The sequence below is a fragment of the Streptococcus sp. KHUD_011 genome (genome assembly GCF_046352925.1).
In the GTDB taxonomy this organism is placed as follows: Bacteria; Bacillota; Bacilli; order Lactobacillales; family Streptococcaceae; genus Streptococcus.
Genome location: NZ_CP157578.1, coordinates 787,293 through 812,154 on the forward strand (window position 1 = coordinate 787,293; position 24,862 = coordinate 812,154).

Here is a 24,862-nt window from a genome sequence, read left to right on the forward strand (position 1 = left end):
AGTGCCTATGAAACCTGAAAAACCTAAAAATCTAGGTTTTAAGCAGATATACTTTAATCTAGATAAAATACTTTTTCTATTTTTCTTGACTTTTATGATGATTGAGTTTGTCTGGTTACCGTCCAATTCTTGGATTGCTGGACTTTTACTCCGTCAGACAGGTTATCTCTTTCTATCTTACAACAATATTTTTGCCATTATAAAGGGTTCGCCATTTGTTAGTCTTGCTTTATTTATTCTGGTAATCGTTAATTTACTGATCGCCTATTACCAGATAGGACTTCTCTTTATCGGAGCCCGGCACCTACTCTATCATGAAAAGAGAACTTTGCTGGAGTACAGTCGTAAGGTCTTTCATCAAAGTTTCTTGTTTATGAAGCAAGCGACGCTTGCTAAGATAGCCTTTATCTTCTTTTATGTCATGATGCTCTTTCCATTGATTCGAAAGATTTTAAAGATTTACTACCTCAATAAAATTGTCATTCCAGACTTTATCGTTGATTATGTGGAAGACAAGTATTGGCTAGTAGGTATAGTGGTTACTATTCTGGCTTTACTTCTATTTTACATTTCAGTGCGTTTCATGTTTGCCCTACCTCAGCTTTTATTTGAAAAGAAAACAGTCAAAGAAGCTGTCAGATACAGTCTAGAGAAGACAAGAAAGCACTCCTGGTTTTATACTTGGAACTTGCTTTGGATTGTCGTCAAAACCTATCTATTTTTTATTCTTCTGTTGATTCCAATCCTAGCAAGTCAGGTGCTGATGGATGGTCTGACCCATAAGGAATCTCTTGTACTGGGAATTATCAACTTTGTCTTGATTAAGAATTTCCACTACATAGCCTTGACTTATTTTCTCATTAAGTTTGTTTCCTTCCTAACAGGAGAAGAACTAGAGATCACACCAAGGAGAAAGAAAGATCACTGGATGAGATGGGGAGTGATGGGATGTGCTGCTATCTTTTTCGCTCTTGAGGGTTATGTTTATTTAGAAGCTCCAGTTGCTAATAAACCTTTGATTATCTCTCACAGGGGAGTATCTAATAAGAATGGTGTGCAAAATACCGTCCAATCACTAGAAAAAACCGCTCAGTTATCTCCAGACTTCGTTGAGACGGATGTTCAGGAAACAAAAGATGGCCAGTTTGTCATGATGCATGATGCCAATATCAAGAATCTGACAGGAGTTAATGCCAATCCCCAAGATTTAACATTGGAGGAATTAACCAAACTCGATATTTCAGAAAATGGTTATCATAGCAAGGTATCTAGTTTTGACGACTATCTCAATAAAGCCAATGAATTGCATCAAAAACTCCTCATTGAGATTAAAACCAGTCGAAAAGATAGCCCAGATATGATGAAACGCTTTATGGAAAAATATGGAAGTATCATCAAGCAAAATGGTCACCAAATGCAATCCTTAGACTACCATGTGATTGACCAGGTGATAGCCTACGATTCTCAAATTCCAGTCTATTTCATCCTGCCTTATAATAGTATCTTTCCAAGAACCAAGGCTACAGGTTACACTATGGAGTATTCAACTTTGGATGAAAATTTTGTTAACAAGCTTTGGAATACCGATCAGAAATTGTACGTTTGGACCATTAATAGTTCAGAATCCTTTGATAAATCTGTTCAATTGGGAGCTGATGGTATGATAACGGATGATTTGGAAATGATTCAAGATCAAGTTACCATTGCCCAAGAAGACCCAGAGTATACTGAATTGCTTTTCAAACAGGCCATGGAATTCTTTAATTTTTAGTAAGCAAAAAGAGGAACAGTTGTTCCTCCCATGATAGGCAAGTATTCTCTTGAATGCTTGTTTTTCTTATGCTTAGAATGGCAATTTCCCAGCGAAAGCACCCAGTTTTTTCTTGGTAGTTTCATCGATTTGTTCAAGAGCAGAGTTGATTGCTTGAACGGTCATATCAGAAATTGTTTCAAGATCTTCTGGGTCAACAACAGCTGGATTGAAGTCAATGCTGACAACTTTCTTATCTCCAGTTAAGGTCGCTTGGACAAGGTCTTGAGCAGATTTGCCAACAAATTGCATAGCAGCAAGCTCAGCTTGGCTTTGTTCCATTTGTTTTTGAAGTTTTTGTGCTTGGCGCATCATGTTTTGCATATTCATCATAGTGATTTATAGTTTCCTTTTATCTTATTTTCCTTTTTATTTTATCAATTTTGGGGTTAAAAGTCTAATCTTTTTCTAAGTGAATTCATTTAGTATCAATAGGGATGTAAAGGGAATAAAAATATAGGATAGATATTCTAAGAGCATAAGAATATTTATCCTATATGTGTTTATGAAATGTTATCAGATATTTTATGAGCTAGTCTAAGGGGTTACTAACACTATTCTACTTTGTAGAAAAATCCCTCAGTACTACCATTGATAAGTTGGTGTCCAAACCATAAGCGGTCTTGTGTGATATCAGACGAATCGGTATAGCCATTATCTGAAGAAGAGGTGACGGACATGGTTATAGGGATTCCTGCTGGTAAAAAGGCAATAGCTGCACCAGCACCTCCATCTTTAGAAACAGAACTTGCCTTGAGATAGTGGTCAATTTCTTTAGCATGTTCAATTGAAACTTTGGAATGATCACTTACCAAGCCATTTTTATCGAAAGTAAATTCAATACCTGTACCATTTCTCCAAGTTCCTGCGACACTAGAAAAATCTCCATTTTGAATTGCAGAAATATCCATTCCTTTACTTTCTGATGGAAGGCTTATTTCTCCATTTATGAGGCTTGTGACAGATTTCCAAGAGAAAGACCTTATGTCAAGGTAAGGTGGTTTTGTCCCCAGTCCCTCTTCTGTATCTGATTCTCTAACTAACTCTAACCGTGTTCTATCCTGATTCAACTTGTATAGTTTGACTTGGATTTGATTAGCAGATACTCGAGTAGATAATTGGAAATAGCCGTTTTCTAAAGGATTAAAATGAACGCGTTCTCCAATAAAGTCCAGATTATTTTCTGCATTGGTCAGTCGAATAACTTCGTCATTTTTAAGAGTTCGAATATCTAATAAATCGTAATAGTTAGAATACGTTTTTAGAGCAATCAAAAGTTCGTCCGTACCATCTTGGTCTAAATCATACAAGCTATACTGTAATCCAGAGTATTCTTTAGGATAAGTATTTTTTAAGTTTGCTTTTGAATTGACCTCTGTATGTGAAGCTGGTGAACCATCTAATACTTTGGCATATTCTTTAAGGATAGGATTGTACAGGGTGTAGTCAGTTTGCTTTTCTTCCGATGTGGAAGAAGTGGAACTAGTACTTGAGGCAATCGCTTCAGAACTTGTTGCAGAAGTATTTTCACTCTGATGTTGGCAAGCCGTTAAAATAGAGATAGCTAAAATACTAATACTGAATAGAAATAATTTTTTCATATGTTTAATCTTGCAATTCTAAACCTTGAGCATCTTGGTGCCATTTGCTACCAGTTTTGGACGTTAAAACTTGAATAGTAATTATAATATTCCAAATTGCATTTGCTAGTAAAACAAATGGCAATAAAATAGGAATGAAAGCTAGCAGAGTTATACCGATACGCTTGTATCCTTGTTTGGAATTTCCGATGTAAAAATCGTATCCACCAAGTGCTCCTAAAAATAGGGCAAATAAGGCTGCGGCCAGTTTAGATTTATCACTCACTCCATTTGAATGTTGGCTAGAGCTAGCTGGAGATGTGTTATCTATTTTTGAAACAATATACTCATCACCGTTTTGATAAAATTCTACGTAATCACCTACTTGTGGTTCAAAACCAAAACTTTTTCTTGAAATTGCAGTAAATTGGCCATTATCACCTTTTCCAACATAAACTGTTTCATCTTCAATTTTTATAACTTTGTTCATATAATTGTCTCCTTAATCTATTTCTATTGTATGTTAGACCCACTCACCGTTGTAATTGACACGGTAGCCATCAGGTGTTGTCGTATTGATTGCTAGTGCACCAGAGCTATAAGCATAGTACCATTTACCAGATACCTTCATCCAGCCAGTTTTCATAGCGCCTGAGTCTTGAAGATAGTACCAGCTACCGTTATCTTTGACCCAACCTGTCTTCATCGCACCTGAACCGTCGAGATAGTACCAGCTACCGTCTTTTACCCAGCCAGTTTGCATCCAGCCAGAGTTGTCAAAACGATACCAAACACCATTGATTTTTTCCCAGCCATTAGTTGTATAGGAACCGTCGGCGTGTTTGTACCACCAACGAGAACCAGATTGTAGCCAACTACCTGAGATATTAGAATTCGAACCTGATTGAGTTGTTGTGTTAGTATTTGAATTTGTAGAAGGATTTCCGATAGTCACATCTTTTCTAACTTTAAAGACACGTTTTCTTGTATCAGTTAAGTCATCGTAAGGCGAACCAGCTTCTCCAGACATCTCCAAAATATATGTTCCATCTGGAAATTGTTCTGAAACAAAAATATCACCTTTAAATTGATTGCTATAAAATAAAGGTTGTAAAAATTGATCACTGACATCTTTAGTTAAGCCACTAAAAATGACAGCATCGTGACTTTGGTACACAATTTTTCCGGTCGCTTTATCAATCAAAGTAACATTTCCCTTAGCAGCCTTATCACCTCCGTGTTGTAGTGGCTCTGAAAGTCTGCCTTCGAAGCTAAGTCCAAAATAATCAATTTCAACTTTTGTAATTGTTGCCTCTATTTGTTTTTCAGTACTCGTATTCTCGCTAGCTGATACTTGATTAGCTGTGATGACTCCAGTGCCAAGAAGTGATAGAGCTGAGATAGTTGCAAGTGTGAATTTTTTAGTTTGTTTGTGCATTCATTTAATACTCCCTATTTTTATTTGTTGTAAAGTAATCAGTTTGTCCTAAAATCTAGACTTTTTTGGACAAACTTGATAGAATGGTAGTGTAATAATAATCGGTCAAAATACTGGATTTTAGAACCTTTTTTCTAACGAAAATGGTTCTAAAATAAAGTGTATTTCCTGTCCAAAAAATCCTAGTTTTTTTGACAGGAACTATGAATTTTTTATCCAATTATGAAAGGTGCTTTTTGATACTCCTAAGATGTCTGCACCTTCTCGTAAGGTTATTTCTTTTTTCGTATATTGAGCTATTACATCAGGGAGATTATCCGGGGCAAGCAATTTTGGTCTACCGAATTTTTTCCCTTTTTTCTTTGCTTCTCGTATTCCTTCCATTTGTCTTTGTTTGATTTGTTCTCTTTCAAACTGTGCCACATAAGATAGAACTTGCAAAACGATGTCAGATATTAGTTTTCCTGTGATATTGTCATCGCTATTCTTTGTGTTTAATAAGGGGAAATCTAAAACAGTTATATTTACTTTCTTTTTCTTAGTAATTGATTGCCATTGTTCTAAAATTTCATCATAGTTTCTTCCCAATCTATCAATTGATTTAATAACTAATTCATCATTCTCCTTCAAGGTAGTTAATAATTTTTGATATTCTATTCTGTCAAAATCCTTTCCTGAAACATAATCAATAAAAATATTTTCTTTTGCTAATTTATTTTCTACCAAGGCTGAAAATTGTCTATCGATATTTTGTTCTCTTGTAGATACTCGAACATAACCGTAACGCATAAGGCTACCACCTATCTTTTTATCTCTATTTTAGACGAAAAGAAAACTACCGCCCATAATGAGTGGTAGTTTGGTGTACTCTTTGCTACTGTATTTTTTTGCCAAGATTTTGCCTTGGATGCGTGAATAGAAGTGTTGGATAAAAAATCTTAAGGGCTTAAAATCCTTTTAAACCAACCTTTTTGATGTTTACAAAAATTAAAAACAGTATGTTCAATTTTTGCATGTTCATTATGGTGATTTTCAGTTTCCTTTTATCTTATTTTCTTTTTTATTTTATCAATTTTGGGGTTAAAAGTCTATTGTTAGTATAAATCCCCTAACATTAAATTACCGAAGAGATTTTCGAAGAGTACGAGTTTGGAACATGAAAACAGCAGTTGATTTGAAGAAACAAAAAAAGAACAGCCAAAACTGTTCTTTTTTATGATTATTTGAGACCGTATTTTTTGTTGAAACGATCCACGCGTCCATCTGCTTGAGTGAACTTTTGACGTCCAGTGTAGAATGGGTGTGAGTCTGATGAAATTTCCACACGGATCAATGGGTAAGTTTCGCCTTCGAACTCAACTGTTTCGTTAGAGCGTTTTGTTGAACCGCTAAGGAATTGGTAACCAGTAGTTGTGTCCATGAAGACAACTGGGCGATATTCTGGATGGATATCTTTTTTCATTTTGCATTATTTCCTTTCTGCCATGGTCTCTTTGCGAGCCATAGATTGTTACCATACTAGTCTATCAGATTCTGAAAAGTTTGGCAAGTATTTTATCAGTTTTTAAGCAAGTTTTTTAACTTTTGGTAGATGATTTCGTTTTCCTCTAGGCTATAGGAATTAGCACCACTTGCTAGGGGGTGGCCTCCACCATCATGCTCCTTGGCAATTTCATTGATAGGATGGATTTTACTGCGTAAGCGAACACGGTAGTGGCCATCAGCCTGCTCCACAAAAATACCCCAGAGGCTCACACTGTCAATACGTCCAGGTGCGCCTACAATGGCTGCAGTTTCCGCGTCGGTGACATTGAATCGTTTTAAGATTTCCTGACTCAGAATCACGCGAGCTGCGCCATTTTCATCCACTTCCAGATGATCGTAGATATAGCCTTGAAGTTTAGCAATTTTGTAACTCATAGTGTCCATTTTGCGAGTGAGAGCCGCAAAGTCAAAGTTCTGTTCTCTTAGAGAGGCAGCCAGACGGAGGGTCCGTGCAGTGGTAGAAGGGTAGAGGAAGCGACCTGTATCCCCAATAATTCCTGCAAAGAGCAATTCAGCAGCTCGATCTGACAAGGCCAGTTGGGTTGTTTGGGCAAATAGGGTAATCATCTCACTAGCGCTGCTTGAACTAGTATCGACCCAAGACAGGTCACCGTATACATCATCATTTGGATGGTGGTCAATCTTAATGAGAAAATCACCTTGACTATAGCGCTTATCATCAATACGAGCAGTATTCGCCGTATCACAAACGATGACAAGGGCGCCTTGGTAGGCACTATCTTCAACAAGATCCATTTCAGCCATCCAAGTGAGAGTTGGTTCATCAAAACCAACAGATTTAATGGTTTTTTCTGGGAAATGATGTTCCAGCAAGGCTTTCAATCCCACCTGACTTCCCAAGGCATCAGGGTCTGGTTTCATATGACGGTGAATGATAATCGTGTCGTATTCTTTAATTTTTTCTAAAATTTGATGGCAAATGTCCATAAATAACCTCAATTCTTTCTCATTTCATTGTAGCACAAGAATTTTTATTTTTAAAATGAAAAAGATGTGATATAATGGAGAAAGATAAATTGAGGAGGACGATATGGCATTAGCAAAAATTGTATTTGCCAGTATGACCGGTAATACCGAAGAAATTGCAGATATTGTAGCAGACAAATTACGTGACTTGGGCTTGGATGTTGATGTTGATGAATGTACAACTGTTGACGCTTCAGACTTCTTGGAAGCAGACATCGCTATCGTTGCGACCTATACTTATGGTGATGGAGAATTGCCAGATGAGATGATGGACTTCTACGAAGACCTTGCAGACCTAAACTTGAATGGTAAAATCTACGGAGTGGTTGGCTCAGGAGATACCTTCTACGATGAATTCTGTAAGGCTGTTGATGACTTTGACCGTGTCTTTGTGTCAACAGGGGCAGAAAAAGGTTCAGAGTGTGTTAAAGTTGACCTTTCTGCCGAGGAAGAAGATATCGAACGCTTGGAACAATTCGCAGAAGAATTGGCTGCTAAAGTAGGATAAGCATAAAAGTGCGCTGATGCAATCAATCAGTGCATTTTTCTTATCGTGAGTTGGGATTTTACTAGCCTATTTGGTGGCTTTTTGATACAATAATTCAAATAAAGGAGGAGACTGTATGGATTTAGATAGTATTCGTCAAGAAATTGATCAAATCGACGACCAAATTGTCAAACTGTTGGAAGAACGAATGCATTTGGTTGAGGGGGTAGTTGCCTATAAGAAAGCTTCAGGTAAGCCGATTTTAGATACTAAGAGAGAAGAAGTTATTTTTGAAAAGGTTAGAAGTCGTGTAGAGGACAAGCGCTATCAGGAAACTATTGTCGCGACTTTTTCTGACATACTCAAACGTTCGCGTGATTATCAGGATCAAAATATCAAATGAAAAAAGAACAATTTTATCCGCTAGGAATTTTTCTAGCTGCCATGGTGGGTGGACTTGTCCGCTATCTTGTTTCCACTTGGTTACCAGCCAGTCCAGATTTTCCTTGGGGAACTCTCTTTGTTAACTATCTGGGCATTTTCTGCTTGGTTTATCTTGTCAAGGGCTATCTGGTCTATAAGGGGACTAGTAAGAGCTTGGTTTTAGCACTGGGAACGGGTTTTTGTGGAGGTTTAACAACCTTTTCGAGTCTAATGCTTGATGCTGTGAAACTGCTTGATACAGGGCGTTACATTAGTTTGATTCTGTATTTGCTTTTGAGTATCGGTGGAGGCCTGCTCTTGGCTTACTATTTGGGGAGGAAGAAATGGTAATCATCTATCTTGCGATTGCTTGTGGCTGCGGAGCCCTAGTACGGTATTTCTTTTCCCACTATAATCAAGTTTCTAAAATGCCCTTGGGAACGCTTGTAGCTAATCTTCTCGGTTGTTTTTTGATTGGATTGTTCTACAATCATGTGGAGTCTAAGGAAGTCTATGCTATTCTAGCAACAGGATTTTGTGGAGGTTTGACAACTTTTTCGACCTTGAATGACGAACTTCAAAGACTGTTAAGCGATAAGAAGGTATTTTATTCTTACCTGACTTTGACCTATCTTGGTGGTTTGGTTGCGATTTTTTTAGGAATTTTGTTATAAATTTCTTTACTTTTTTGTGGAAATTTGGTAAACTGTATCTTGTGTGTAATGGACGCACAAAAATACAGTTTATCCGCTGAGGAAGTTTCCTCAAGATTGACAAAGATAGGAGAATAAAATGAATCCATTAATCCAAAGCTTGACTGAAGGTCAACTTCGTACAGATATCCCATCATTCCGTCCTGGTGACACTGTTCGTGTACACGCGAAAGTTGTCGAAGGTAACCGTGAACGTATCCAGATTTTTGAAGGTGTTGTTATCGCACGTAAAGGTGCTGGTATCTCAGAAAACTACACAGTTCGTAAAATCTCTAACGGTGTAGGTGTTGAGCGTATCTTCCCAATCCACACTCCACGTGTTGAAAAAATCGAAGTTGTTCGTTACGGTAAAGTACGTCGTGCGAAATTGTACTACTTGCGTGCTCTTCAAGGTAAAGCAGCTCGTATCAAAGAAATTCGTCGTTAATTCGACTAAAAAACTCTGCTTATTTAGCAGAGTTTTTATCTAGCTCCCTTAGTTCAATGGATATAACAACTCCCTCCTAAGGAGTAGTTGCAGGTTCGATTCCTGCAGGGGGCAGTAATTAGATATCAAAAACCGCTCAGTCGAGCGGTTTTCGTCTATTCTTACCTTTTTACAGTACCCATGTACGGATGGCATGGGCAACGCCAGATTCGTCATTTGTTTTGGTGATGTATTTGGCGATTTTTTTGATTTCTGGATTTCCATTTTCCATGACAACTGGGTTGCCAACGACTTCCAGCATGGCACGGTCATTTTCTTCGTCACCGATAGCCATGGTTTCATCTTTGGTCAATCCTAGTTTTTCAGCTAAGTGAGTGATGGCTGAACCCTTATCTACATTCTTTTTAAGGAGTTCGAGGTAGAAAGGAGCGGATTTGTTGATGGAGTAGCGTTCGTAAAATTCGGCTGGAATTTTTTCAATGGCAGCATCGAGTATTTCTGGTTCATCGATGAACATACACTTGACGATTTCTTTATCGGCCATTTCTTCAGGGGTGCGGTAGAAGATAGGCATGCTGACGAGGGTTGATACGTGCACTGTGTATTTTCCGATATTGCGATTGGCAGTGTAGATACCATTCTTGGTAATGGCATGCATGTGGACACCGAGCTTGCGACTGAGAAATTCCATATCCAGATAATCCTCATAAGTCAAGGATTCACTGATAATCTCATGACCTGTAGCAGTTTCTTGGACAAGGGCACCGTTGAAGGTCACGACATAGTCACCCTCGTCTCTCAACTGCAAGTCGTCCAGAAGTTTGGCTACACCTGCGATAGGGCGGCCAGTTGCAATCACGACTTTGACACCAGCTTTTTTGGCCTCTTGGATGGCAGAAAAGACTTCAGGAGTAATCTCCTTTTGGCTATTGACTAGGGTTCCGTCGATATCGACGGCGATTAGTTTAATACTCATATAGTTCCTCTTCTAGTTTTTATTTGGGGTAAAATGATCGTTCTCAATCAAGTGTAAAAATTGCTGGGTAATGCTAGCAAAGATACTGTTTTGGTCCAACATTTCTTTCGGGAAATAAAAGCGATTATCTCCGTGGCGGCTACCAGCAAGGGATTGGACGATAGGAGACAGGCTAGAGAGTTCGGCCAGTTCTCCATTTTTTTGTAAAATCTCAATCTGTGTCCGTGGATTTTCAGATTCGGGACGATAGATATCATAAGGGAGGTCGAAGTTCTTATGAATGGCAGTGTAGTAGTCTGGATCAAAGCCGATATCTTCAACCAATTTTCTCATGCTAGCGAGTTGGTCTTGATCTTCTTGTGAAAAGGTAATGGATTTAAAGACCTTGCGGTTGACAAAGCGTTGCGACAGGTCTGCAAGAATCTTATCAGGACTGGTCATCCAGAGCTGGAAGTAGGTATTCATAACCCCATCATCCAGAGCCAGATAATCAGACAAGGTCACATTTTTTTCAAAGAAAGGCAGGAGATGTGGAGAAGTTCGTGCAAAGAAATCTTTGTCTTTAGGATAGAGTTCCTTGGCGCGCTTGAGGAGATTCTGTAGGAGAACTTCCATGGCACGTGTTGCAGGGTGGAAATAGACCTGCATATACATCTGGTAGCGACTGAGGACATAGTCTTCGATGGCGTGCATGCCATTGCGCTGAAAGGCGATACCATTTTCGACAGGACGAATGACTCGAAGAATCCGAGTCAGGTCAAATTCTCCATAGGATGCTCCTGTAAAATAGGAGTCGCGCAAGAGATAGTCCATGCGGTCTGCATCAATCTGACTAGAAATGAGTTGCACGACCTGCTTGTTAGGATAGGTGTGGTCAATGACACTGGCTACCTTTTCTGGAAAATCTGGAGCTACTTGTAGCAGGACTTGGTGGATCTCTGTTTCTGGACTTTGGATTATCTCCTGAGTGATAGCTTCATGGTCTGTATCAAAGAGATGTTCAAAAGTATGGGAATAGGCACCATGCCCAAGGTCATGTAGGAGAGCAGCTGTCATGGTCAAGAGAGACTCGGCAGGATTCCATTCCTCAGGATATTTTTCTTCAAAAATCTCTGTGATGCGTCGTGCAATTTCATAGACTCCTAGACAGTGAGAGAAGCGACTATGCTCTCCACCGTGGAAGGTATAACTGGAAGTTCCTAGTTGTTTAATACGGCGCAAGCGTTGAAATTCTTTTGTATTGATCAAGTCGTAGATGACCTGATTATTTACATGGATATAGTTGTGAACTGGGTCACGGAATACTTTTTCGTTCATATGACCATTATAGCAAAAAGCTAGAGTTTTTGGTAAAATAGTAGGATAAGAGACAAGAAAGAGGACCTGATGTGAAGATTCGGATGCGAAATACGATTCAGTTTGATGAGCAGTTGGAAGTGATTGACCAGCTTTATGACGTAGAAGTGCATGAAAAGGGAGATTATAGCTACCTGCTTTTCTATAATGAGGAAAAGGAAAAAGTGGTTATTAAATTTCATGGTCAAGAACTGGTGATGAGCCGATTTTCCAATCCCAAGACCATTATGCGCTTTCTAAAGGATAGTGATAGTTTAGCCTATATTCCTACACCCATGGGCATGCAGGAGTTTATCATCCAAACCAGTCGCTATGAAGTTGATAGGCAAAAGATTCATTTAGATTATCAACTACAAAATCAAGAGGGACAGCCCTTTGCCAGCTATCAATTGGAAATTACTTGGGGCTAGGCTCATGTCTTTTTCAAATTTACCTGGCTATCTTCTTGGATTGACTTCCTAGTGTGGTAGATTAGGCTAATTTTTGGTATAATAAAAGTTATGGAAATCGAAAAAACCAATCGTATGAATGCGCTCTTTGAATTTTATGCGGCGCTTTTGACAGACAAGCAAATGAATTATATCGAGCTCTACTACGCTGATGATTACAGCCTTGCTGAGATTGCCGAGGAGTTTGGTGTCAGTCGTCAGGCTGTCTATGACAATATCAAGCGGACAGAAAAGATTCTGGAAGATTATGAGATGAAATTGCACATGTACTCGGACTACATTGTCCGCAGTCAGATTTTTGATCAGATTTTGGAGCGGTATCCCAAGGATGACTTTCTGCAGGAGCAGATAGAAATTTTAACAAGCATTGATAATAGAGAATAAGAGGAAGAAAAATGGCATTTGAAAGTTTAACAGAACGTTTGCAGAACGTCTTTAAAAATCTACGTAAAAAAGGAAAAATCTCTGAATCTGATGTTCAAGAGGCAACCAAGGAAATTCGCTTGGCCTTGCTTGAGGCCGACGTTGCCTTGCCTGTTGTAAAGGACTTTATCAAGAAAGTTCGTGAGCGTGCAGTCGGGCATGAGGTCATTGATACCCTTAATCCTGCGCAACAAATTATTAAAATCGTTGATGAGGAACTGACAGCTGTTTTAGGTTCTGATACGGCTGAGATTATCAAGTCTCCTAAAATTCCGACGATTATCATGATGGTTGGTTTGCAGGGGGCTGGTAAAACAACCTTTGCAGGTAAATTGGCCAACAAACTCAAGAAGGAAGAAAATGCCCGTCCTTTGATGATTGCGGCGGATATTTACCGTCCTGCGGCTATTGACCAGTTGAAAACTCTGGGTCAACAGATTGATGTGCCGGTTTTCGCACTTGGGGCAGAAGTACCAGCTGTTGAGATTGTACGTCAAGGTTTGGAACAAGCTCAAGCTAACCATAATGACTATGTCTTGATTGATACGGCAGGTCGTTTGCAGATTGATGAGCTTTTGATGAATGAGCTTCGTGACGTGAAAGCATTGGCTCAACCAAATGAAATTTTGCTCGTCGTTGATGCCATGATTGGTCAAGAAGCGGCTAATGTTGCGCGTGAGTTTAATGCTCAGTTAGAAGTGACTGGGGTTATCCTTACCAAGATTGATGGAGATACTCGTGGTGGTGCTGCTCTGTCTGTTCGTCACATTACTGGAAAACCAATCAAGTTCACTGGTACTGGTGAAAAGATCACGGATATTGAAACCTTCCACCCAGACCGTATGTCAAGCCGTATCCTCGGCATGGGGGATATGCTTACTCTTATTGAGAAAGCATCTCAAGAATACGATGAGCAAAAAGCCCTTGAAATGGCTGAGAAGATGCGTGAAAATACCTTTGATTTCAATGATTTCATCGATCAATTGGATCAGGTGCAAAACATGGGGCCAATGGAAGACTTGCTCAAGATGATTCCGGGCATGGCCAACAATCCAGCCCTTCAAAACATGAAAGTGGATGAGCGCAAGATTGCCCGCAAACGTGCTATTGTGTCTTCAATGACACCTGAAGAACGTGAAAACCCAGATTTGTTAAATCCAAGCCGTCGTCGTCGTATTGCTGCTGGTTCTGGAAATACATTTGTCGAAGTCAATAAATTCATCAAGGACTTTAACCAGGCTAAACAGCTCATGCAGGGTGTCATGTCTGGGGATATGAACAAAATGATGAAGCAAATGGGAATCAATCCAAATAACCTTCCTAAAAATATGCCAAATATGGGAGGCATGGATATGTCTGCCCTTGAAGGAATGATGGGGCAAGGTGGTATGCCTGACTTGTCAGCTCTCGGAGGAGCAGGAATGCCGGATATGAGCCAGATGTTTGGTGGCGGACTCAAGGGTAAAATTGGTGAATTTGCCATGAAACAGTCTATGAAACGCATGGCAAACAAAATGAAGAAAGCGAAGAAGAAACGCAAGTAAGACAAAGGAAGGCCGCAGGGCTTTCCTTTTTTAGAAAGAAGAAAAATGAGCACTTCCGTAGTTGGAAATGCTCGTTTTTTGATTTTCGAAGAGTATTAGTCTTTATTTTCGTATGGCAAGACCAAGTTCAAGATGATTCCTGTCATGGCTGATAGGGCAGTACCTGAAAGGGTAACTGGACCAAGTTTAAGGATAGCTCCTCCAAGTCCAAGGACCAACATAGCACTTGCGATGATGAGGTTACGCATTTGAGCGAAATCAACACGTTCTTTGATCAAAACTTTCAAACCGTTGCTGGCGATAACCCCATAGAGAAGGATTGACATACCACCAAGTACAGCATTTGGAATAGTTGAAATCAAGGCAGTGAATTTACCAAGGAAGCTAAGGGCAATCGCGATAAAGGCAGCGTTACGGATAACTGAGACAGAAGCGATACGAGTCATACCGATAACCCCTGTGTTTTCTCCATAAGTTGTATTGGCTGGTCCACCAAGGAAGGCAGAAACAGAAGTTGCGATACCGTCACCAAGAAGAGTACGGTGAAGACCTGGTTCTTTCAAGAACTGACGTCCACAGATTTGACCCAAAACAGTATGGTCTCCGATATGTTCAGAAATTGTTACGATAGCGATTGGCAAGATAGCGATGGTTTCTGGACCAAAGTAAAGATTGTATTCTTTAAAGGCACCACCAGTGCTAAATGGCAAGTAGAAACCAGGAATTTCAAACCAGTTAGCTTTTAGAACTGGTGTAAAGTCAACCAAACCAAGAGTTAGTGCGAAGAGGTAACCACCGATAATGGCAAATAGGAATGGAATGATTCGTAGGAAACCTTTTCCTTTTGTATTGATAAAGGCAGCAATTAGGAAAGTAACAACCGCTACAAGAGCATTTTTCCAATTTCCATCTGCTACAAGTCCAGCGTTAGTAACTGCTGAACCTGCAAGTCCAAGACCGATAACGATGATCATAGGTCCGATGATGATTGGTGGCAAGAGTTTATCAATCCATTTTGTACCTGCAAAACGAACACCAGCAGCCACAAGGACATATACCAAACCAGTCAAGATAACCCCTGTTTGGGCAGCAGATACATCACCACCCATTTCTTTCATAGCAAGTGACATTGCTGTGATAAAGGCAAATGAAGAACCTAGATAAACTGGAACTTTAAAACCAGTTGAAATCATGTAGATGAGTGTTCCAACACCTGAAGCAAAAAGGGCAACAGATACAGGCATTCCCAAAATCAATGGTACCAAGATGGTCGCACCAAACATGGCGAAAACGTGTTGGAAGCTAAGGAGAATTCCTTTTCCAGCCGAAGGACGTTGGTCAACGTCTAGTAACAAATCAACAGTTGATTCTTGTTTCATATAAACCTCACTTTTGGGCATCAAAAAAGAGCCCATTATTTTACAGCAATAGGCCCTCAGAGTAAGACTTCTCTAAAATCTAGACTTTAAAGAGTTTCAAGTATTTCTGCGTCTTCGTCACCTCACGGGATGACATTAAAAACCTTTGCTTGTGATAGTATAGCAAAAATTGTAAACTTTGTAAATATTTTTTTACTAAAAAAATTAAAGTGGGCGTTTATTGGGCATGCCAGCCTTACGTGGAAATTTATTTGGTGTTTCTTTTTTCTTTTCTACCACTGTGATGTAGCGCGGATCTCCATTAGGTAGAGCGTAGCTGAGATTGTCTTCGACCTTACTGAAGAGGAGGTTGAGGGCATTTTTGGCTTCTAACAATTCCTCTGGAGCATTGCTGGCTTTTAGTGCTAATAGTTTTCCTCCGACTTTAAGATAGGGAATGGTTAATTCTGATAAAATCTGCATACGAGCTACAGCACGGGCAGTTACCAAATCAAACTGAGCACGAAAGTTTTTATCTTGGGCAAAATCTTCTGCACGACCGTGGTAGAAATGAACACCGTCCAAATCTAGTTCTTGAGCCAACAGTTGGAGGAAGTTGATGCGCTTATTTAGAGAATCAATAATAGTCACATCTAGCTGAGGATAGAGGATTTTCATAGGTAGACTAGGAAATCCTGCCCCGGCTCCAATATCAAGAAGTTTGATAGTTTCATTGGGAATCAAACCTTGAAGAATGGGTGCAATCGAATCGTAAAAATGTTTGAGATAAACTTCTTCCTTGTCCGTAATAGCTGTTAAATTAATCTTTTCATTCCACTCGACCAAGAGTTCAAAATAACGATCAAATTGTTTTTTTTGCTGGTCCGAAAGTGGAAGATTTTGCTCGGCAAGCAAGTTGTAAAATGTTTCTGGTTTCATAGTTATTTCCTTCTTTAGTATCATCTTATTTTACCACAATCATTAAAAATTTGATATACTGGTACTAATCTAAAAGCAGAAAGGACTTATATAATGACTTGGATTATTCTTGGAGTTATCGCTCTTATTGTTATTTTTGTGATTGTTAGCTATAACAGTTTGGTTAAGAATCGTATGCAAACAAAGGAGGCTTGGAGTCAGATTGATGTTCAGTTGAAACGTCGAAATGATCTCTTGCCAAACTTGATTGAGACTGTAAAAGGTTATGCCAAATATGAAGGTTCTACCCTTGAAAAGGTGGCAGAACTGCGTAACCAAGTGGCGGCAGCAACTTCACCAGCAGAAGCTATGAAAGCTAGTGATGCCCTCACTCGTCAGGTTTCAGGTATTTTTGCAGTTGCAGAAAGCTATCCAGATTTGAAAGCTAGTGCCAACTTTGTTAAATTGCAAGAGGAGTTGACAAACACAGAAAATAAAATTTCTTACTCTCGTCAACTTTACAACAGTGTTGTCAGCAACTACAATGTAAAATTAGAAACTTTCCCAAGCAATATTATCGCTGGAATGTTTGGATTTAAAGCAGCAGATTTCCTTCAAACACCAGAAGAGGAAAAGGCAGTTCCTAAAGTTGATTTTAGCGGTTTAGGTGACTAAGATGTTGTTTGATCAAATTGCAAGCAATAAACGAAGAACCTGGATTTTGTTGCTGGTATTTTTCCTACTCTTAGCTCTGGTTGGCTATGCAGTTGGTTACCTCTTCATGCGATCTGGGCTTGGCGGTTTGGTTATTGCACTGATTATCGGATTTATCTATGCCATGTCTATGATTTTTCAATCAACAGAGATTGTCATGTCCATGAATGGCGCGCGTGAAGTTGATGAGCAAACGGCACCAGACCTCTACCATGTAGTGGAAGATATGGCTATGGTGGCTCAGATTCCTATGCCCCGTGTTTTCATCATTGAGGATTCTTCTTTAAATGCCTTTGCGACAGGTTCTAATCCTCAAAATGCGGCGGTTGCTGCGACGTCAGGTCTCCTCGCTATCATGAATCGTGAAGAACTAGAAGCTGTTATGGGGCATGAAGTTAGTCATATTCGTAATTATGATATCCGCATTTCGACAATTGCTGTTGCCCTTGCCAGTGCTATCACCATGCTTTCTAGTATGGCAGGTCGTATGATGTGGTGGGGTGGGGCAGGTCGCAGACGAAATGACGATGATCGTGACGGAAATGGCTTAGAAATCATTATGCTCGTGGTTTCTCTACTAGCTATTGTGCTGGCACCTCTTGCTGCAACCTTGGTGCAACTAGCTATTTCCCGCCAGAGGGAATTCCTAGCTGATGCTTCCAGTGTCGAGTTGACCCGCAATCCTCAAGGAATGATCAATGCTCTACGTAAGTTGGACAATAGCGAGCCGATGCATCACCATGTTGATGACGCCAGCAGTGCACTTTATATCAATGATCCCAAGAAAGGTGGAGGGTTCCAAAAACTCTTTTATACCCACCCACCTATCTCAGAACGGATTGAACGTTTAAAACGTATATAAAAAAATCCAGAGGTCGTCTCTGGATTTTTGCTATGTTGAAAATTTATAAATCTTCTAAATTAACTATCTCCAAACCGTGTTCTGTCAAGCGATAGATAGTCGAGCAAACTTCTTTTAAGAAACGACGGTCATGCGAAACAGTGATGAGACCACCAGGATAAGTGGCAAAGAGTTTTCTGATTTCGGGTTGAGAAGTTGGAGAAAAGTTTCGTGTGGGTTCATCTAGCAGGAGAAAGTTTGGTTTGCGCAAGACTAAATCCAAAAGCAGAAGTTTTCCCTGTTGTCCGCCAGATAAGGAGCGAATTTGATGCTGCATTTCTGGATAACTGAAATTGAGACTTGCTAAGTGAGATTGGATTTTCTGTAGTTCCTCTTTTTCTCCAGTTTTGCTGAGGTAGGCTATTGGTGATAAATCCAATTGCAGTTTTTTGTGGTAATCTTGTGGCATAAAACCAAGGGAAATCTCTCTTTTATCATTCAGAATTCTCTGTACCTTGGCTAACAGAGTTGATTTACCAACACCATTTTGGCCGATGATACCGATTTTTTCTTGGCCACGGACAGTTAGTTGTAGTTCTCGAGCCAAAACTCGGTCGTCAATGGATAAATTTTCTTTTTCCAGCTGGATTAAGACTTTAGAGGCCGGTAATGGTTGGATGTCTGAGAAGAAAAGTCTGATTTCTTCCTCTTCAAGTGGCTTTTGGGTCATGGACTGAGCTGCCCTTTCGTAGCGTTTTTCTTGTGAGAGGACAGTTTTCATCTTTTTAGCCAATAGGCGACCGGCAGTACTGTCTTTGGTAGCTCGAAGTGCAGTTTCTACATTTTGCTTGACTCGCCGATGTTTTTCCATGGTTTTATCGTAGGCTCTTTGGTCGTTAGCAGCTTGCTTGCTTTGTTTGGTAAAATTAGCCTTTCTCTGGTCGCTATAGCTATCATAGTCTAAATGCTCTACTAGCGTTTCTGCTTCTTTACGGTGCTTGACCAGTCGCAAGTGAACAATAGTGTCTGCCGTTTCAGAAAGAAAGTCTTCATCATGGGAAATGAAAATAACGGTTTGCCTCATCTTCTGTATCTGTCTTTTTAGCCAATCAACCGTCTCAAGGTCTAGGTCATTTGAAGGTTCATCTAAAAATAGAATCTCAAAGGGTTTGGCTAACTCATGGATGAGCTGAATTTTCAAAGTTTCGCCACCCGAGAGGCTCCCGATCTCTTGGTCACTAGCGAAACGGTCGCCATCAAAATGCAATTCTTCAGCCAAACGATAGAGGATACTGTAGTCTAAATCAATAGAATCTAAAAAGAAGTAGTCGTGTAGAGTTTTCTTTTTCAGCTCCTCGGGGAGTTTTTGAGGAATGTAGGCTAGTGATTGATGGTCAGACTGGATGTCTCCCTTGATAGTGAAATCAGGTAAAGCTTTCCCCATTAAAGTTTTAAGCAAGGTTGATTTGCCATTTCCTTCTTCGCCAATAATAGCTACCTTTTCTCCGTTTTGTATGGTCATGTTTAAGTCAGAGACAAGGTCTCGTAAATCTTTGTTTTGTGTGATGGTCAGGTGATTGATTTTTATCATATGATTACCCTTTCTAGAATGTCAATAGTGCATAACAAAAAGCTCTACTTTACCTAGTAGAGCCAAAGTCTATGTCAAAAAAACTCTATTAATACTCTTCGAAAATCCCTTCAAACCACGTCAGCGTCGCCTTACCGTATATATGTGACTGACTTCGTCAGTCTTATCTACAACCTCAAAACAGTGTTTTGAGCAACCTGCGGCTAGCTTCCTAGTTTGCTCTTTGATTTTCATTGAGTATAAAATGCCAGAAAAAGAGCATAAAAGAGCACACAAAAAAGAGACAAAAACAAGATCTACTAAATAAAGGTTCTTTATTTGATAGACTTAGTTGTTCATGTCTCCCTTACCTCCGAGTATTAGTACCTTTATCCTATACCTTTTAGGAAATTTTGTCAACAGAAAACTAACAAATCTAATCTCTAAAACCCGAAAACAGGTCCATAGAGAGTTAGCACGTGTTTGACATGCTCGTAATGGAACTTGTCATAGTTGCGCCAAGCGGTACGTGCTTGATCGTTTAGTTTTAGGCTACCGAGGCCTATCAGAAGACTGGTACGTTGGTAAAATTTCTCAAGATCGATTAAGATACTGTTGTTCAACTTTTCCGCTTTTTTGAGTTCTTGCAGAGTAGTATTTAGCAGCTCTTGCAGTCGAATATCATCTGCCCTACCCTGTTTGCAGCTTTGGAAACTTTTATTTAACTCGGATAGGAGTTGGGTTGCATTAGTAATGAGTTCTTTGTCTTCCATGTGAGCATCCTCCTTGCTCTGATGTATTATTGCCTATAGTATAGCACTAAAAAACAAAAATGTCATAGTAAATATGTTAAAAAATCGAATTTTAATTATAAAGTTTGCCGTGCTGATTTGTAGCCTTTTCATGGTATAATCAAGAGAGTAAATCTTTATGGAGGAAGTATGAAATTAAATATTCAAGAAATTCGTAAGCAGTCTGAAGGCTTGCATTTTGAACAAACGTTAGATCTAGCCGCAGATCTGCGTGCACGCAATCAAGAAATTTTAGATGTAAAAGATATCCTTGCAGTTGGGAAAGTACAGTACGAAGATCGTATGTATTTCTTAGATTATCAACTATCTTATACCATTGTTCTTGCTTCAAGTCGCAGTATGGAACCAGTTGAATTAGTTGAATCTTATCCAGTAACGGAAGTTTTCATGGAAGGTGTAACTAACCAACTAGATCAGGAAGTTTTAGACGATGATTTGGTCTTGCCTATCGAAAATGGGGAACTTGATCTTGCTGAGAGCGTGTCAGACAATATCCTGCTAAACATTCCTATCAAGGTCTTGACGGCTGAAGAAGAAGCTGGTCAAGGATTTGTTTCTGGAAATGACTGGCAAATCATGACAGAGGAAGAATACCAGGCTCAACAAGCAGTCAAAAAAGAAGAAAACAGTCCTTTTGCTGGTTTACAAGGACTATTTGATGGAGACGAATAATGGTCTTGTCAAAAAAACGAGCACGAAAAGTGCTGGAAGAAATCATTGCTCTGTTTCCAGATGCCAAGCCCAGTCTTGATTTTACCAATCATTTTGAACTCTTGGTTGCGGTGATGTTGTCAGCCCAGACGACAGATGCAGCGGTAAATAAGGCTACACCAGGTCTCTTTGCTGCCTTTCCAACGCCACAAGCCATGTCTGTTGCAACAGAAAGTGAAATTGCCTCACACATTTCTCGCCTGGGACTGTATCGAAATAAGGCTAAATTCCTTAAAAAATGTGCCCAACAGTTACTAGATGATTTCGATGGTCAAGTCCCTCAAACACGTCAGGAATTGGAGAGTTTGGCAGGTGTTGGTCGCAAGACAGCCAATGTTGTCATGAGTGTGGGCTTTGGAATTCCAGCCTTTGCAGTAGATACTCATGTGGAGCGTATTTGCAAACACCACGATATTGTCAAAAAATCAGCGACACCACTTGAGGTGGAAAAGCGGGTCATGGATATCTTGCCGCCTGAAAAATGGTTAGCAGCCCATCAGGCCATGATTTATTTTGGAAGAGCCATTTGTCATCCTAAAAATCCAGAGTGTGACCAGTACCCACAGTTATATGATTTTAGCAATTTATAAGATGGATCATCAAAAGTTTTTGCTTGATTTTAGGCCCGCTTTGTGCTATAGTAATTGATAATTAAATATTCCTTTAAACCTGTCCCGTGAGGCAGGCAAGGAGCGCGATAAAGTAGAAGGGTGAAGTCTATACTGTTTGCAGTAGGGCTCGCTTAGCTATACATTTCAAGTCTCCTTGTTTAAGGAGACTTTTCTTTTTGGAGGTTTGTCATGAAGACAAAAGAAGTTGTAGACGAATTGACCGTCAAACGAGCGATTACGCGTATTACTTATGAGATTATCGAACGCAACAAAGATTTGAATAAGATCGTCTTGGCTGGTATTAAAACTCGTGGTGTCTTTATCGCCCACCGAATCCAAGAACGTTTGGAGCAGCTAGAAAATCTTTCAGTTCCTGTTGTGGAATTGGATACGAAACCTTTCCGTGATGATGTTAAAAGTGGAGAAGATACTTCTTTAGTTTCTGTTGATGTGACAGACCGTGAAGTTATCTTGGTGGACGATGTGCTTTATACAGGTCGTACCATCCGTGCTGCTATTGATAATATTGTCGGTCATGGTCGTCCTGCGCGCGTGAGTTTAGCAGTTCTAGTCGATCGTGGACATAGAGAATTGCCAATCCGTCCAGATTATGTTGGAAAAAATATCCCAACCAGTCGTTCTGAAGAAATCATCGTAGAGATGACAGAACTTGATGGCCAAGACAGAGTTCTGATTACTGAAGAAGCTTAGAAAGCTAAAGGAGTAGCCATGTCAGAAAATCAACAAGCATTGAACCATGTGGTGTCCATGGAAGACCTCACTGTCGATCAAGTCATGAAATTGATCAAGCGAGGAATTGAGTTTAAAAACGAAGCTCAGCTTCCTTATGAAGACCATCCGATTGTTTCCAATCTTTTCTTTGAGGATTCTACACGGACGCATAAGTCCTTTGAAGTGGCAGAGATTAAATTGGGATTGGAACGACTTGACTTTGATGTGAAGACTAGTTCAGTTAATAAAGGGGAGACACTTTATGATACCATCCTGACTCTGTCTGCTTTAGGAGTTGATGTCTGTGTGATTCGCCACCCAGAGGTTGACTACTATAGAGAGTTAATTGCAAGTCCAACGATTACGACTTCCATTATCAATGGTGGAGACGGTTCAGGTCAACATCCTAGCCAGAGCTTACTTGATTTGATGACTATTTATGAGGAATTTGGCCACTTTGAGGGTCTCAAGGTTGCGATTGCAGGTGACTTGGACCACTCACGTGTTGCCAAATCCAATATGCAGATTTTGAAACGCTTGGGAGTTGAACTATACTTTGCTGGACCTGAGGAATGGAGAAGTCAAGAGTTTGCAGACTATGGACAGTTTGTAACTATTGATGAAATCATTGATCAGGTGGATGTCATGATGTTTCTCCGTGTGCAACATGAACGTCATGATAGTGGTGCAGTCTTTTCAAAAGAAGACTACCATGCCCAACATGGTTTGACTCAAGAACGTTATGACCGTTTGAAAGAAACAGCAATCCTCATGCACCCAGCCCCAGTCAACCGTGATGTAGAAATCGCAGACCACTTGGTTGAAGCACCAAAATCACGGATTGTCCAACAAATGACCAATGGTGTCTTTGTTCGAATGGCAATCTTAGAATCCGTACTGGCGAGTAGAAACGCCAACTAAAACACAAGACGTTAAAAGACGCCAGTGAGCGTCCACGAGAGGTGAAAATATGACAAAAAGACTTCTAGTATTAGAAGATGGCACAGTTTTTGAAGGCAAGGCCTTCGGAGCAGATATTGATGTAACAGGCGAAATCGTCTTTAATACAGGGATGACCGGCTACCAAGAATCCATTACAGATCAGTCTTATAATGGACAAATCTTGACCTTTACCTATCCTTTGGTAGGAAATTATGGAATTAACCGTGATGATTATGAATCCATTATTCCAACTTGTAAGGGAGTCGTTGTTTTCGAAGAAGCACGTAGAGCAAGCAACTGGCGCAACCAAATGACGCTAGATGAATTTTTGAAAGCCAAGAAAATTCCGGGTATTTCAGGGATTGATACGCGTGCACTCACCAAGATTATCCGTAAGCATGGTACCATGCGTGCAACTTTGACTCATGTTGGGGACAGTATGGACCATGTGACGGACCAGCTCCAAGCAACAGTTTTACCGACAGATAATATCAAGCAGGTTTCTACTAAAACATCCTATCCAGCTCCAGGAGTTGGTTTGAGTGTAGTGCTAGTGGATTTTGGTCTCAAGCACTCAATCTTACGTGAACTTTCTAAACGCAACTGTAACGTGACGGTTGTTCCTTATTCGACAACGGCTGAAGAAATTCTCCATCTCAATCCTGACGGAGTTATGTTGTCAAATGGTCCAGGTAACCCAGAAGATGTTCCACAGGCACTGGATATGATTCGCGGTGTACAAGGAAAAATTCCAATCTTTGGTATTTGTATGGGGCATCAACTCTTTGCAATGGCAAATGGTGCTAAGACTTACAAGATGAAGTTTGGTCATCGTGGCTTTAACCATGCGGTACGGGAGATTGCTACAGGCCGTGTAGACTTCACCAGTCAGAACCATGGTTATGCAGTTAGCCGTGAGGATTTGCCAGAACACTTGATTATCACCCACGAAGAAATCAATGACAAGTCAGTTGAAGGTGTGCGTCACAGATACCAACCTGCTTTCTCTGTTCAATACCATCCAGATGCAGCCCCTGGTCCTCATGATGCAAGCTACCTATTTGACGAGTTTATCGAGATGATGGAAGCTTTTAAACAATCAAACTAAGAACGAGTAAAAGCTCGTCGGAGAATTTATTTAATGGCAACCTGAGAGTTGCCGAATAGAAAGGCAGGTCGTTTCTTTTAGTCGCTATTGGGCGAACTAAAAACTCCCTGCACTAGATTTTTTTACCGAAAAGTATCGTTTCGCTAAAAAATCGTCGGAGAATTTATTTAATGTCGCCCTGAGAGGCGACGAATAGAAAGGCAGGTCGTTTCTTTTAGTCGCTATCAGGCGAACTAAAAACTCCCTGCACTAGATTTTTTTACCGAAAAGTATCGTTTCGCTAAAAAATCGTCGGAGAATTTATTTAATGGCAACCCGAGAGTTGCCGAATAGAAAGGAGAAGGGTGGTCCGTATTTGCTGAACTGAATACGGGCTACGGACGGTGC

At 40.0% G+C, this 24,862-nt stretch carries 29 protein-coding genes and 1 tRNA gene; 17 read left to right on the top strand and 13 right to left on the bottom strand.

All coding sequences use genetic code 11. The annotated features are described in order from the left end of the window. The first annotated feature begins 7 nt into the window (after nucleotides 1-7). On the top strand, nucleotides 8-1,771 hold the full coding sequence (locus ABKJ27_RS03585; RefSeq protein ID WP_410012057.1) for a glycerophosphoryl diester phosphodiesterase membrane domain-containing protein: 1,764 nt from the start codon (nucleotides 8-10) through the stop codon (nucleotides 1,769-1,771). 72 nt (nucleotides 1,772-1,843) lie between these two features. Here the strand turns inward: ABKJ27_RS03585 and ABKJ27_RS03590 are convergent, their stop codons facing one another. The 7 genes from ABKJ27_RS03590 to ABKJ27_RS03620 all read right to left on the bottom strand — a co-directional run bounded on the left by ABKJ27_RS03590 (nucleotide 1,844) and on the right by ABKJ27_RS03620 (nucleotide 7,321). Further along, the gene (locus ABKJ27_RS03590; RefSeq protein WP_410012058.1) at nucleotides 1,844-2,143 is read right to left on the bottom strand and encodes a YbaB/EbfC family nucleoid-associated protein; all 300 of its coding nucleotides are present in this window, start codon (nucleotides 2,141-2,143) and stop codon (nucleotides 1,844-1,846) included. Nucleotides 2,144-2,364: 221 nt separating this feature from the next. Continuing rightward, nucleotides 2,365-3,411 (bottom strand): DUF6287 domain-containing protein, encoded by a 1,047-nt coding sequence (locus ABKJ27_RS03595; RefSeq protein WP_410012059.1) that lies wholly within the window; start codon nucleotides 3,409-3,411, stop codon nucleotides 2,365-2,367. Between the two features lie 4 nt (nucleotides 3,412-3,415). Continuing rightward, entirely contained in the window at nucleotides 3,416-3,880 is a 465-nt protein-coding gene (locus ABKJ27_RS03600; RefSeq protein WP_020902768.1) for a hypothetical protein, read from the bottom strand. Between the two features lie 33 nt (nucleotides 3,881-3,913). Beyond that, complete coding sequence (locus tag ABKJ27_RS03605; RefSeq protein ID WP_410012139.1) at nucleotides 3,914-4,792, bottom strand: N-acetylmuramoyl-L-alanine amidase family protein; 879 nt, start codon at nucleotides 4,790-4,792, stop codon at nucleotides 3,914-3,916. 237 nt (nucleotides 4,793-5,029) lie between these two features. Then, nucleotides 5,030-5,617: a recombinase family protein gene (locus ABKJ27_RS03610; protein WP_004256625.1), complete on the bottom strand. Its 588-nt coding sequence runs from the start codon at nucleotides 5,615-5,617 to the stop codon at nucleotides 5,030-5,032. A gap of 430 nt (nucleotides 5,618-6,047) precedes the next feature. Next, complete coding sequence (locus ABKJ27_RS03615; RefSeq protein ID WP_000710764.1) at nucleotides 6,048-6,290, bottom strand: type B 50S ribosomal protein L31; 243 nt, start codon at nucleotides 6,288-6,290, stop codon at nucleotides 6,048-6,050. A 95-nt stretch (nucleotides 6,291-6,385) separates the two neighbouring features. Beyond that, nucleotides 6,386-7,321, bottom strand: a complete 936-nt coding sequence (locus ABKJ27_RS03620) for a DHH family phosphoesterase (RefSeq protein ID WP_410012061.1) — start codon at nucleotides 7,319-7,321, stop codon at nucleotides 6,386-6,388. A 103-nt stretch (nucleotides 7,322-7,424) separates the two neighbouring features. Here ABKJ27_RS03620 and ABKJ27_RS03625 point away from each other — a divergent pair, with 103 nt between their 5' ends. From ABKJ27_RS03625 to ABKJ27_RS03650, 6 genes are all read left to right on the top strand, one after another. Next, the gene (locus ABKJ27_RS03625; protein ID WP_001162128.1) at nucleotides 7,425-7,868 is read left to right on the top strand and encodes a flavodoxin; all 444 of its coding nucleotides are present in this window, start codon (nucleotides 7,425-7,427) and stop codon (nucleotides 7,866-7,868) included. Between the two features lie 115 nt (nucleotides 7,869-7,983). Next, nucleotides 7,984-8,250 carry a chorismate mutase gene (locus tag ABKJ27_RS03630; protein ID WP_049500393.1) on the top strand — a complete coding sequence of 89 codons (267 nt, stop codon included), beginning with the start codon at nucleotides 7,984-7,986 and terminating at the stop codon, nucleotides 8,248-8,250. Next, entirely contained in the window at nucleotides 8,247-8,621 is a 375-nt protein-coding gene (crcB, locus tag ABKJ27_RS03635; RefSeq protein WP_371483806.1) for a fluoride efflux transporter CrcB, read from the top strand. The genes ABKJ27_RS03630 and crcB (ABKJ27_RS03635) overlap by 4 nt, the downstream gene beginning before the upstream one ends. After that, nucleotides 8,615-8,944: a fluoride efflux transporter CrcB gene (gene crcB / locus ABKJ27_RS03640; protein WP_371483804.1), complete on the top strand. Its 330-nt coding sequence runs from the start codon at nucleotides 8,615-8,617 to the stop codon at nucleotides 8,942-8,944. Before crcB (ABKJ27_RS03635) ends, crcB (ABKJ27_RS03640) begins: the two co-directional genes overlap by 7 nt. A 118-nt stretch (nucleotides 8,945-9,062) precedes the next feature. After that, nucleotides 9,063-9,410 carry a 50S ribosomal protein L19 gene (rplS, locus tag ABKJ27_RS03645; RefSeq protein WP_001068669.1) on the top strand — a complete coding sequence of 116 codons (348 nt, stop codon included), beginning with the start codon at nucleotides 9,063-9,065 and terminating at the stop codon, nucleotides 9,408-9,410. A gap of 42 nt (nucleotides 9,411-9,452) precedes the next feature. Then, nucleotides 9,453-9,524, top strand: a tRNA-Arg gene (locus ABKJ27_RS03650). 55 nt (nucleotides 9,525-9,579) lie between these two features. Here ABKJ27_RS03650 and yidA read toward each other — a convergent pair. Both yidA and ABKJ27_RS03660 read right to left on the bottom strand, forming a co-directional pair. Further along, the gene (gene yidA / locus ABKJ27_RS03655; protein WP_410012062.1) at nucleotides 9,580-10,386 is read right to left on the bottom strand and encodes a sugar-phosphatase; all 807 of its coding nucleotides are present in this window, start codon (nucleotides 10,384-10,386) and stop codon (nucleotides 9,580-9,582) included. A 12-nt stretch (nucleotides 10,387-10,398) separates the two neighbouring features. After that, nucleotides 10,399-11,703, bottom strand: coding sequence for an HD domain-containing protein (locus tag ABKJ27_RS03660; RefSeq protein ID WP_261071498.1), 1,305 nt, complete (start codon nucleotides 11,701-11,703; stop codon nucleotides 10,399-10,401). A gap of 71 nt (nucleotides 11,704-11,774) precedes the next feature. On the opposite strand from ABKJ27_RS03660, the gene ABKJ27_RS03665 reads away from it, so the two are divergent. The 3 genes from ABKJ27_RS03665 to ffh all read left to right on the top strand — a co-directional run bounded on the left by ABKJ27_RS03665 (nucleotide 11,775) and on the right by ffh (nucleotide 14,158). Further along, on the top strand, nucleotides 11,775-12,152 hold the full coding sequence (locus ABKJ27_RS03665) for a DUF1934 domain-containing protein (RefSeq protein ID WP_410012063.1): 378 nt from the start codon (nucleotides 11,775-11,777) through the stop codon (nucleotides 12,150-12,152). A 90-nt stretch (nucleotides 12,153-12,242) separates the two neighbouring features. Further along, complete coding sequence (locus ABKJ27_RS03670; RefSeq protein ID WP_000402066.1) at nucleotides 12,243-12,575, top strand: putative DNA-binding protein; 333 nt, start codon at nucleotides 12,243-12,245, stop codon at nucleotides 12,573-12,575. A gap of 11 nt (nucleotides 12,576-12,586) precedes the next feature. Then, nucleotides 12,587-14,158: a signal recognition particle protein gene (gene ffh, locus ABKJ27_RS03675; RefSeq protein WP_410012065.1), complete on the top strand. Its 1,572-nt coding sequence runs from the start codon at nucleotides 12,587-12,589 to the stop codon at nucleotides 14,156-14,158. Nucleotides 14,159-14,253: 95 nt separating this feature from the next. Here the strand turns inward: ffh and ABKJ27_RS03680 are convergent, their stop codons facing one another. Then, nucleotides 14,254-15,537: a uracil-xanthine permease family protein gene (locus ABKJ27_RS03680; RefSeq protein WP_192852004.1), complete on the bottom strand. Its 1,284-nt coding sequence runs from the start codon at nucleotides 15,535-15,537 to the stop codon at nucleotides 14,254-14,256. Nucleotides 15,538-15,741: 204 nt separating this feature from the next. Next, the gene (gene rsmG, locus ABKJ27_RS03685; protein WP_410012066.1) at nucleotides 15,742-16,455 is read right to left on the bottom strand and encodes a 16S rRNA (guanine(527)-N(7))-methyltransferase RsmG; all 714 of its coding nucleotides are present in this window, start codon (nucleotides 16,453-16,455) and stop codon (nucleotides 15,742-15,744) included. A 93-nt stretch (nucleotides 16,456-16,548) separates the two neighbouring features. Between rsmG and ABKJ27_RS03690 the strand changes: the two genes are divergently transcribed. After that, nucleotides 16,549-17,109, top strand: a complete 561-nt coding sequence (locus ABKJ27_RS03690; RefSeq protein WP_410012067.1) for a LemA family protein — start codon at nucleotides 16,549-16,551, stop codon at nucleotides 17,107-17,109. Between the two features lies 1 nt (nucleotide 17,110). Next, a complete protein-coding gene (htpX, locus tag ABKJ27_RS03695; protein ID WP_237446809.1) occupies nucleotides 17,111-18,010 on the top strand; it encodes a zinc metalloprotease HtpX in 900 nt (299 codons plus the stop codon). Between the two features lie 43 nt (nucleotides 18,011-18,053). Here the strand turns inward: htpX and ABKJ27_RS03700 are convergent, their stop codons facing one another. Together ABKJ27_RS03700 and ABKJ27_RS03705 are read right to left on the bottom strand one after the other, a co-directional pair. Beyond that, nucleotides 18,054-19,580 carry an ATP-binding cassette domain-containing protein gene (locus tag ABKJ27_RS03700; protein ID WP_410012068.1) on the bottom strand — a complete coding sequence of 509 codons (1,527 nt, stop codon included), beginning with the start codon at nucleotides 19,578-19,580 and terminating at the stop codon, nucleotides 18,054-18,056. 422 nt (nucleotides 19,581-20,002) lie between these two features. Then, nucleotides 20,003-20,332 carry a helicase BlpT gene (locus ABKJ27_RS03705; RefSeq protein WP_265482023.1) on the bottom strand — a complete coding sequence of 110 codons (330 nt, stop codon included), beginning with the start codon at nucleotides 20,330-20,332 and terminating at the stop codon, nucleotides 20,003-20,005. Nucleotides 20,333-20,500: 168 nt separating this feature from the next. Here ABKJ27_RS03705 and ABKJ27_RS03710 point away from each other — a divergent pair, with 168 nt between their 5' ends. From ABKJ27_RS03710 to ABKJ27_RS03730, 5 genes are all read left to right on the top strand, one after another. Next, complete coding sequence (locus ABKJ27_RS03710; RefSeq protein WP_265482024.1) at nucleotides 20,501-21,043, top strand: YceD family protein; 543 nt, start codon at nucleotides 20,501-20,503, stop codon at nucleotides 21,041-21,043. Beyond that, nucleotides 21,043-21,672, top strand: coding sequence for an endonuclease III (nth, locus tag ABKJ27_RS03715; protein WP_261219213.1), 630 nt, complete (start codon nucleotides 21,043-21,045; stop codon nucleotides 21,670-21,672). Before ABKJ27_RS03710 ends, nth begins: the two co-directional genes overlap by 1 nt. Nucleotides 21,673-21,882: 210 nt before the next feature. Further along, a complete protein-coding gene (pyrR, locus tag ABKJ27_RS03720) occupies nucleotides 21,883-22,404 on the top strand; it encodes a bifunctional pyr operon transcriptional regulator/uracil phosphoribosyltransferase PyrR (protein ID WP_033676960.1) in 522 nt (173 codons plus the stop codon). Between the two features lie 18 nt (nucleotides 22,405-22,422). Next, entirely contained in the window at nucleotides 22,423-23,346 is a 924-nt protein-coding gene (locus ABKJ27_RS03725) for an aspartate carbamoyltransferase catalytic subunit (protein ID WP_261046228.1), read from the top strand. Between the two features lie 49 nt (nucleotides 23,347-23,395). Next, a complete protein-coding gene (locus tag ABKJ27_RS03730; RefSeq protein ID WP_000166853.1) occupies nucleotides 23,396-24,475 on the top strand; it encodes a carbamoyl phosphate synthase small subunit in 1,080 nt (359 codons plus the stop codon). Nucleotides 24,476-24,862: the final 387 nt, after the last annotated feature.

Coding starts and splice junctions, on each gene's coding strand:
- ABKJ27_RS03705 (WP_265482023.1), bottom strand. CDS start 20,332: ATGGAAGACAAAGAACTCATTACTAATGCAACCCAACTCCTATCCGAG.
- ABKJ27_RS03700 (WP_410012068.1), bottom strand. CDS start 19,580: ATGATAAAAATCAATCACCTGACCATCACACAAAACAAAGATTTACGA.
- ABKJ27_RS03690 (WP_410012067.1), top strand. CDS start 16,549: ATGACTTGGATTATTCTTGGAGTTATCGCTCTTATTGTTATTTTTGTG.
- ABKJ27_RS03670 (WP_000402066.1), top strand. CDS start 12,243: ATGGAAATCGAAAAAACCAATCGTATGAATGCGCTCTTTGAATTTTAT.
- ABKJ27_RS03625 (WP_001162128.1), top strand. CDS start 7,425: ATGGCATTAGCAAAAATTGTATTTGCCAGTATGACCGGTAATACCGAA.
- ABKJ27_RS03610 (WP_004256625.1), bottom strand. CDS start 5,617: ATGCGTTACGGTTATGTTCGAGTATCTACAAGAGAACAAAATATCGAT.
- yidA (WP_410012062.1), bottom strand. CDS start 10,386: ATGAGTATTAAACTAATCGCCGTCGATATCGACGGAACCCTAGTCAAT.
- ABKJ27_RS03730 (WP_000166853.1), top strand. CDS start 23,396: ATGACAAAAAGACTTCTAGTATTAGAAGATGGCACAGTTTTTGAAGGC.
- ABKJ27_RS03600 (WP_020902768.1), bottom strand. CDS start 3,880: ATGAACAAAGTTATAAAAATTGAAGATGAAACAGTTTATGTTGGAAAA.
- ABKJ27_RS03595 (WP_410012059.1), bottom strand. CDS start 3,411: ATGAAAAAATTATTTCTATTCAGTATTAGTATTTTAGCTATCTCTATT.
- ABKJ27_RS03615 (WP_000710764.1), bottom strand. CDS start 6,290: ATGAAAAAAGATATCCATCCAGAATATCGCCCAGTTGTCTTCATGGAC.
- crcB (WP_371483806.1), top strand. CDS start 8,247: ATGAAAAAAGAACAATTTTATCCGCTAGGAATTTTTCTAGCTGCCATG.
- crcB (WP_371483804.1), top strand. CDS start 8,615: ATGGTAATCATCTATCTTGCGATTGCTTGTGGCTGCGGAGCCCTAGTA.
- ffh (WP_410012065.1), top strand. CDS start 12,587: ATGGCATTTGAAAGTTTAACAGAACGTTTGCAGAACGTCTTTAAAAAT.
- ABKJ27_RS03620 (WP_410012061.1), bottom strand. CDS start 7,321: ATGGACATTTGCCATCAAATTTTAGAAAAAATTAAAGAATACGACACG.
- ABKJ27_RS03710 (WP_265482024.1), top strand. CDS start 20,501: ATGAAATTAAATATTCAAGAAATTCGTAAGCAGTCTGAAGGCTTGCAT.
- ABKJ27_RS03725 (WP_261046228.1), top strand. CDS start 22,423: ATGTCAGAAAATCAACAAGCATTGAACCATGTGGTGTCCATGGAAGAC.
- ABKJ27_RS03660 (WP_261071498.1), bottom strand. CDS start 11,703: ATGAACGAAAAAGTATTCCGTGACCCAGTTCACAACTATATCCATGTA.
- rplS (WP_001068669.1), top strand. CDS start 9,063: ATGAATCCATTAATCCAAAGCTTGACTGAAGGTCAACTTCGTACAGAT.
- nth (WP_261219213.1), top strand. CDS start 21,043: ATGGTCTTGTCAAAAAAACGAGCACGAAAAGTGCTGGAAGAAATCATT.
- htpX (WP_237446809.1), top strand. CDS start 17,111: ATGTTGTTTGATCAAATTGCAAGCAATAAACGAAGAACCTGGATTTTG.
- pyrR (WP_033676960.1), top strand. CDS start 21,883: ATGAAGACAAAAGAAGTTGTAGACGAATTGACCGTCAAACGAGCGATT.
- rsmG (WP_410012066.1), bottom strand. CDS start 16,455: ATGAAACCAGAAACATTTTACAACTTGCTTGCCGAGCAAAATCTTCCA.
- ABKJ27_RS03585 (WP_410012057.1), top strand. CDS start 8: ATGAAACCTGAAAAACCTAAAAATCTAGGTTTTAAGCAGATATACTTT.
- ABKJ27_RS03590 (WP_410012058.1), bottom strand. CDS start 2,143: ATGATGAATATGCAAAACATGATGCGCCAAGCACAAAAACTTCAAAAA.
- ABKJ27_RS03680 (WP_192852004.1), bottom strand. CDS start 15,537: ATGAAACAAGAATCAACTGTTGATTTGTTACTAGACGTTGACCAACGT.
- ABKJ27_RS03630 (WP_049500393.1), top strand. CDS start 7,984: ATGGATTTAGATAGTATTCGTCAAGAAATTGATCAAATCGACGACCAA.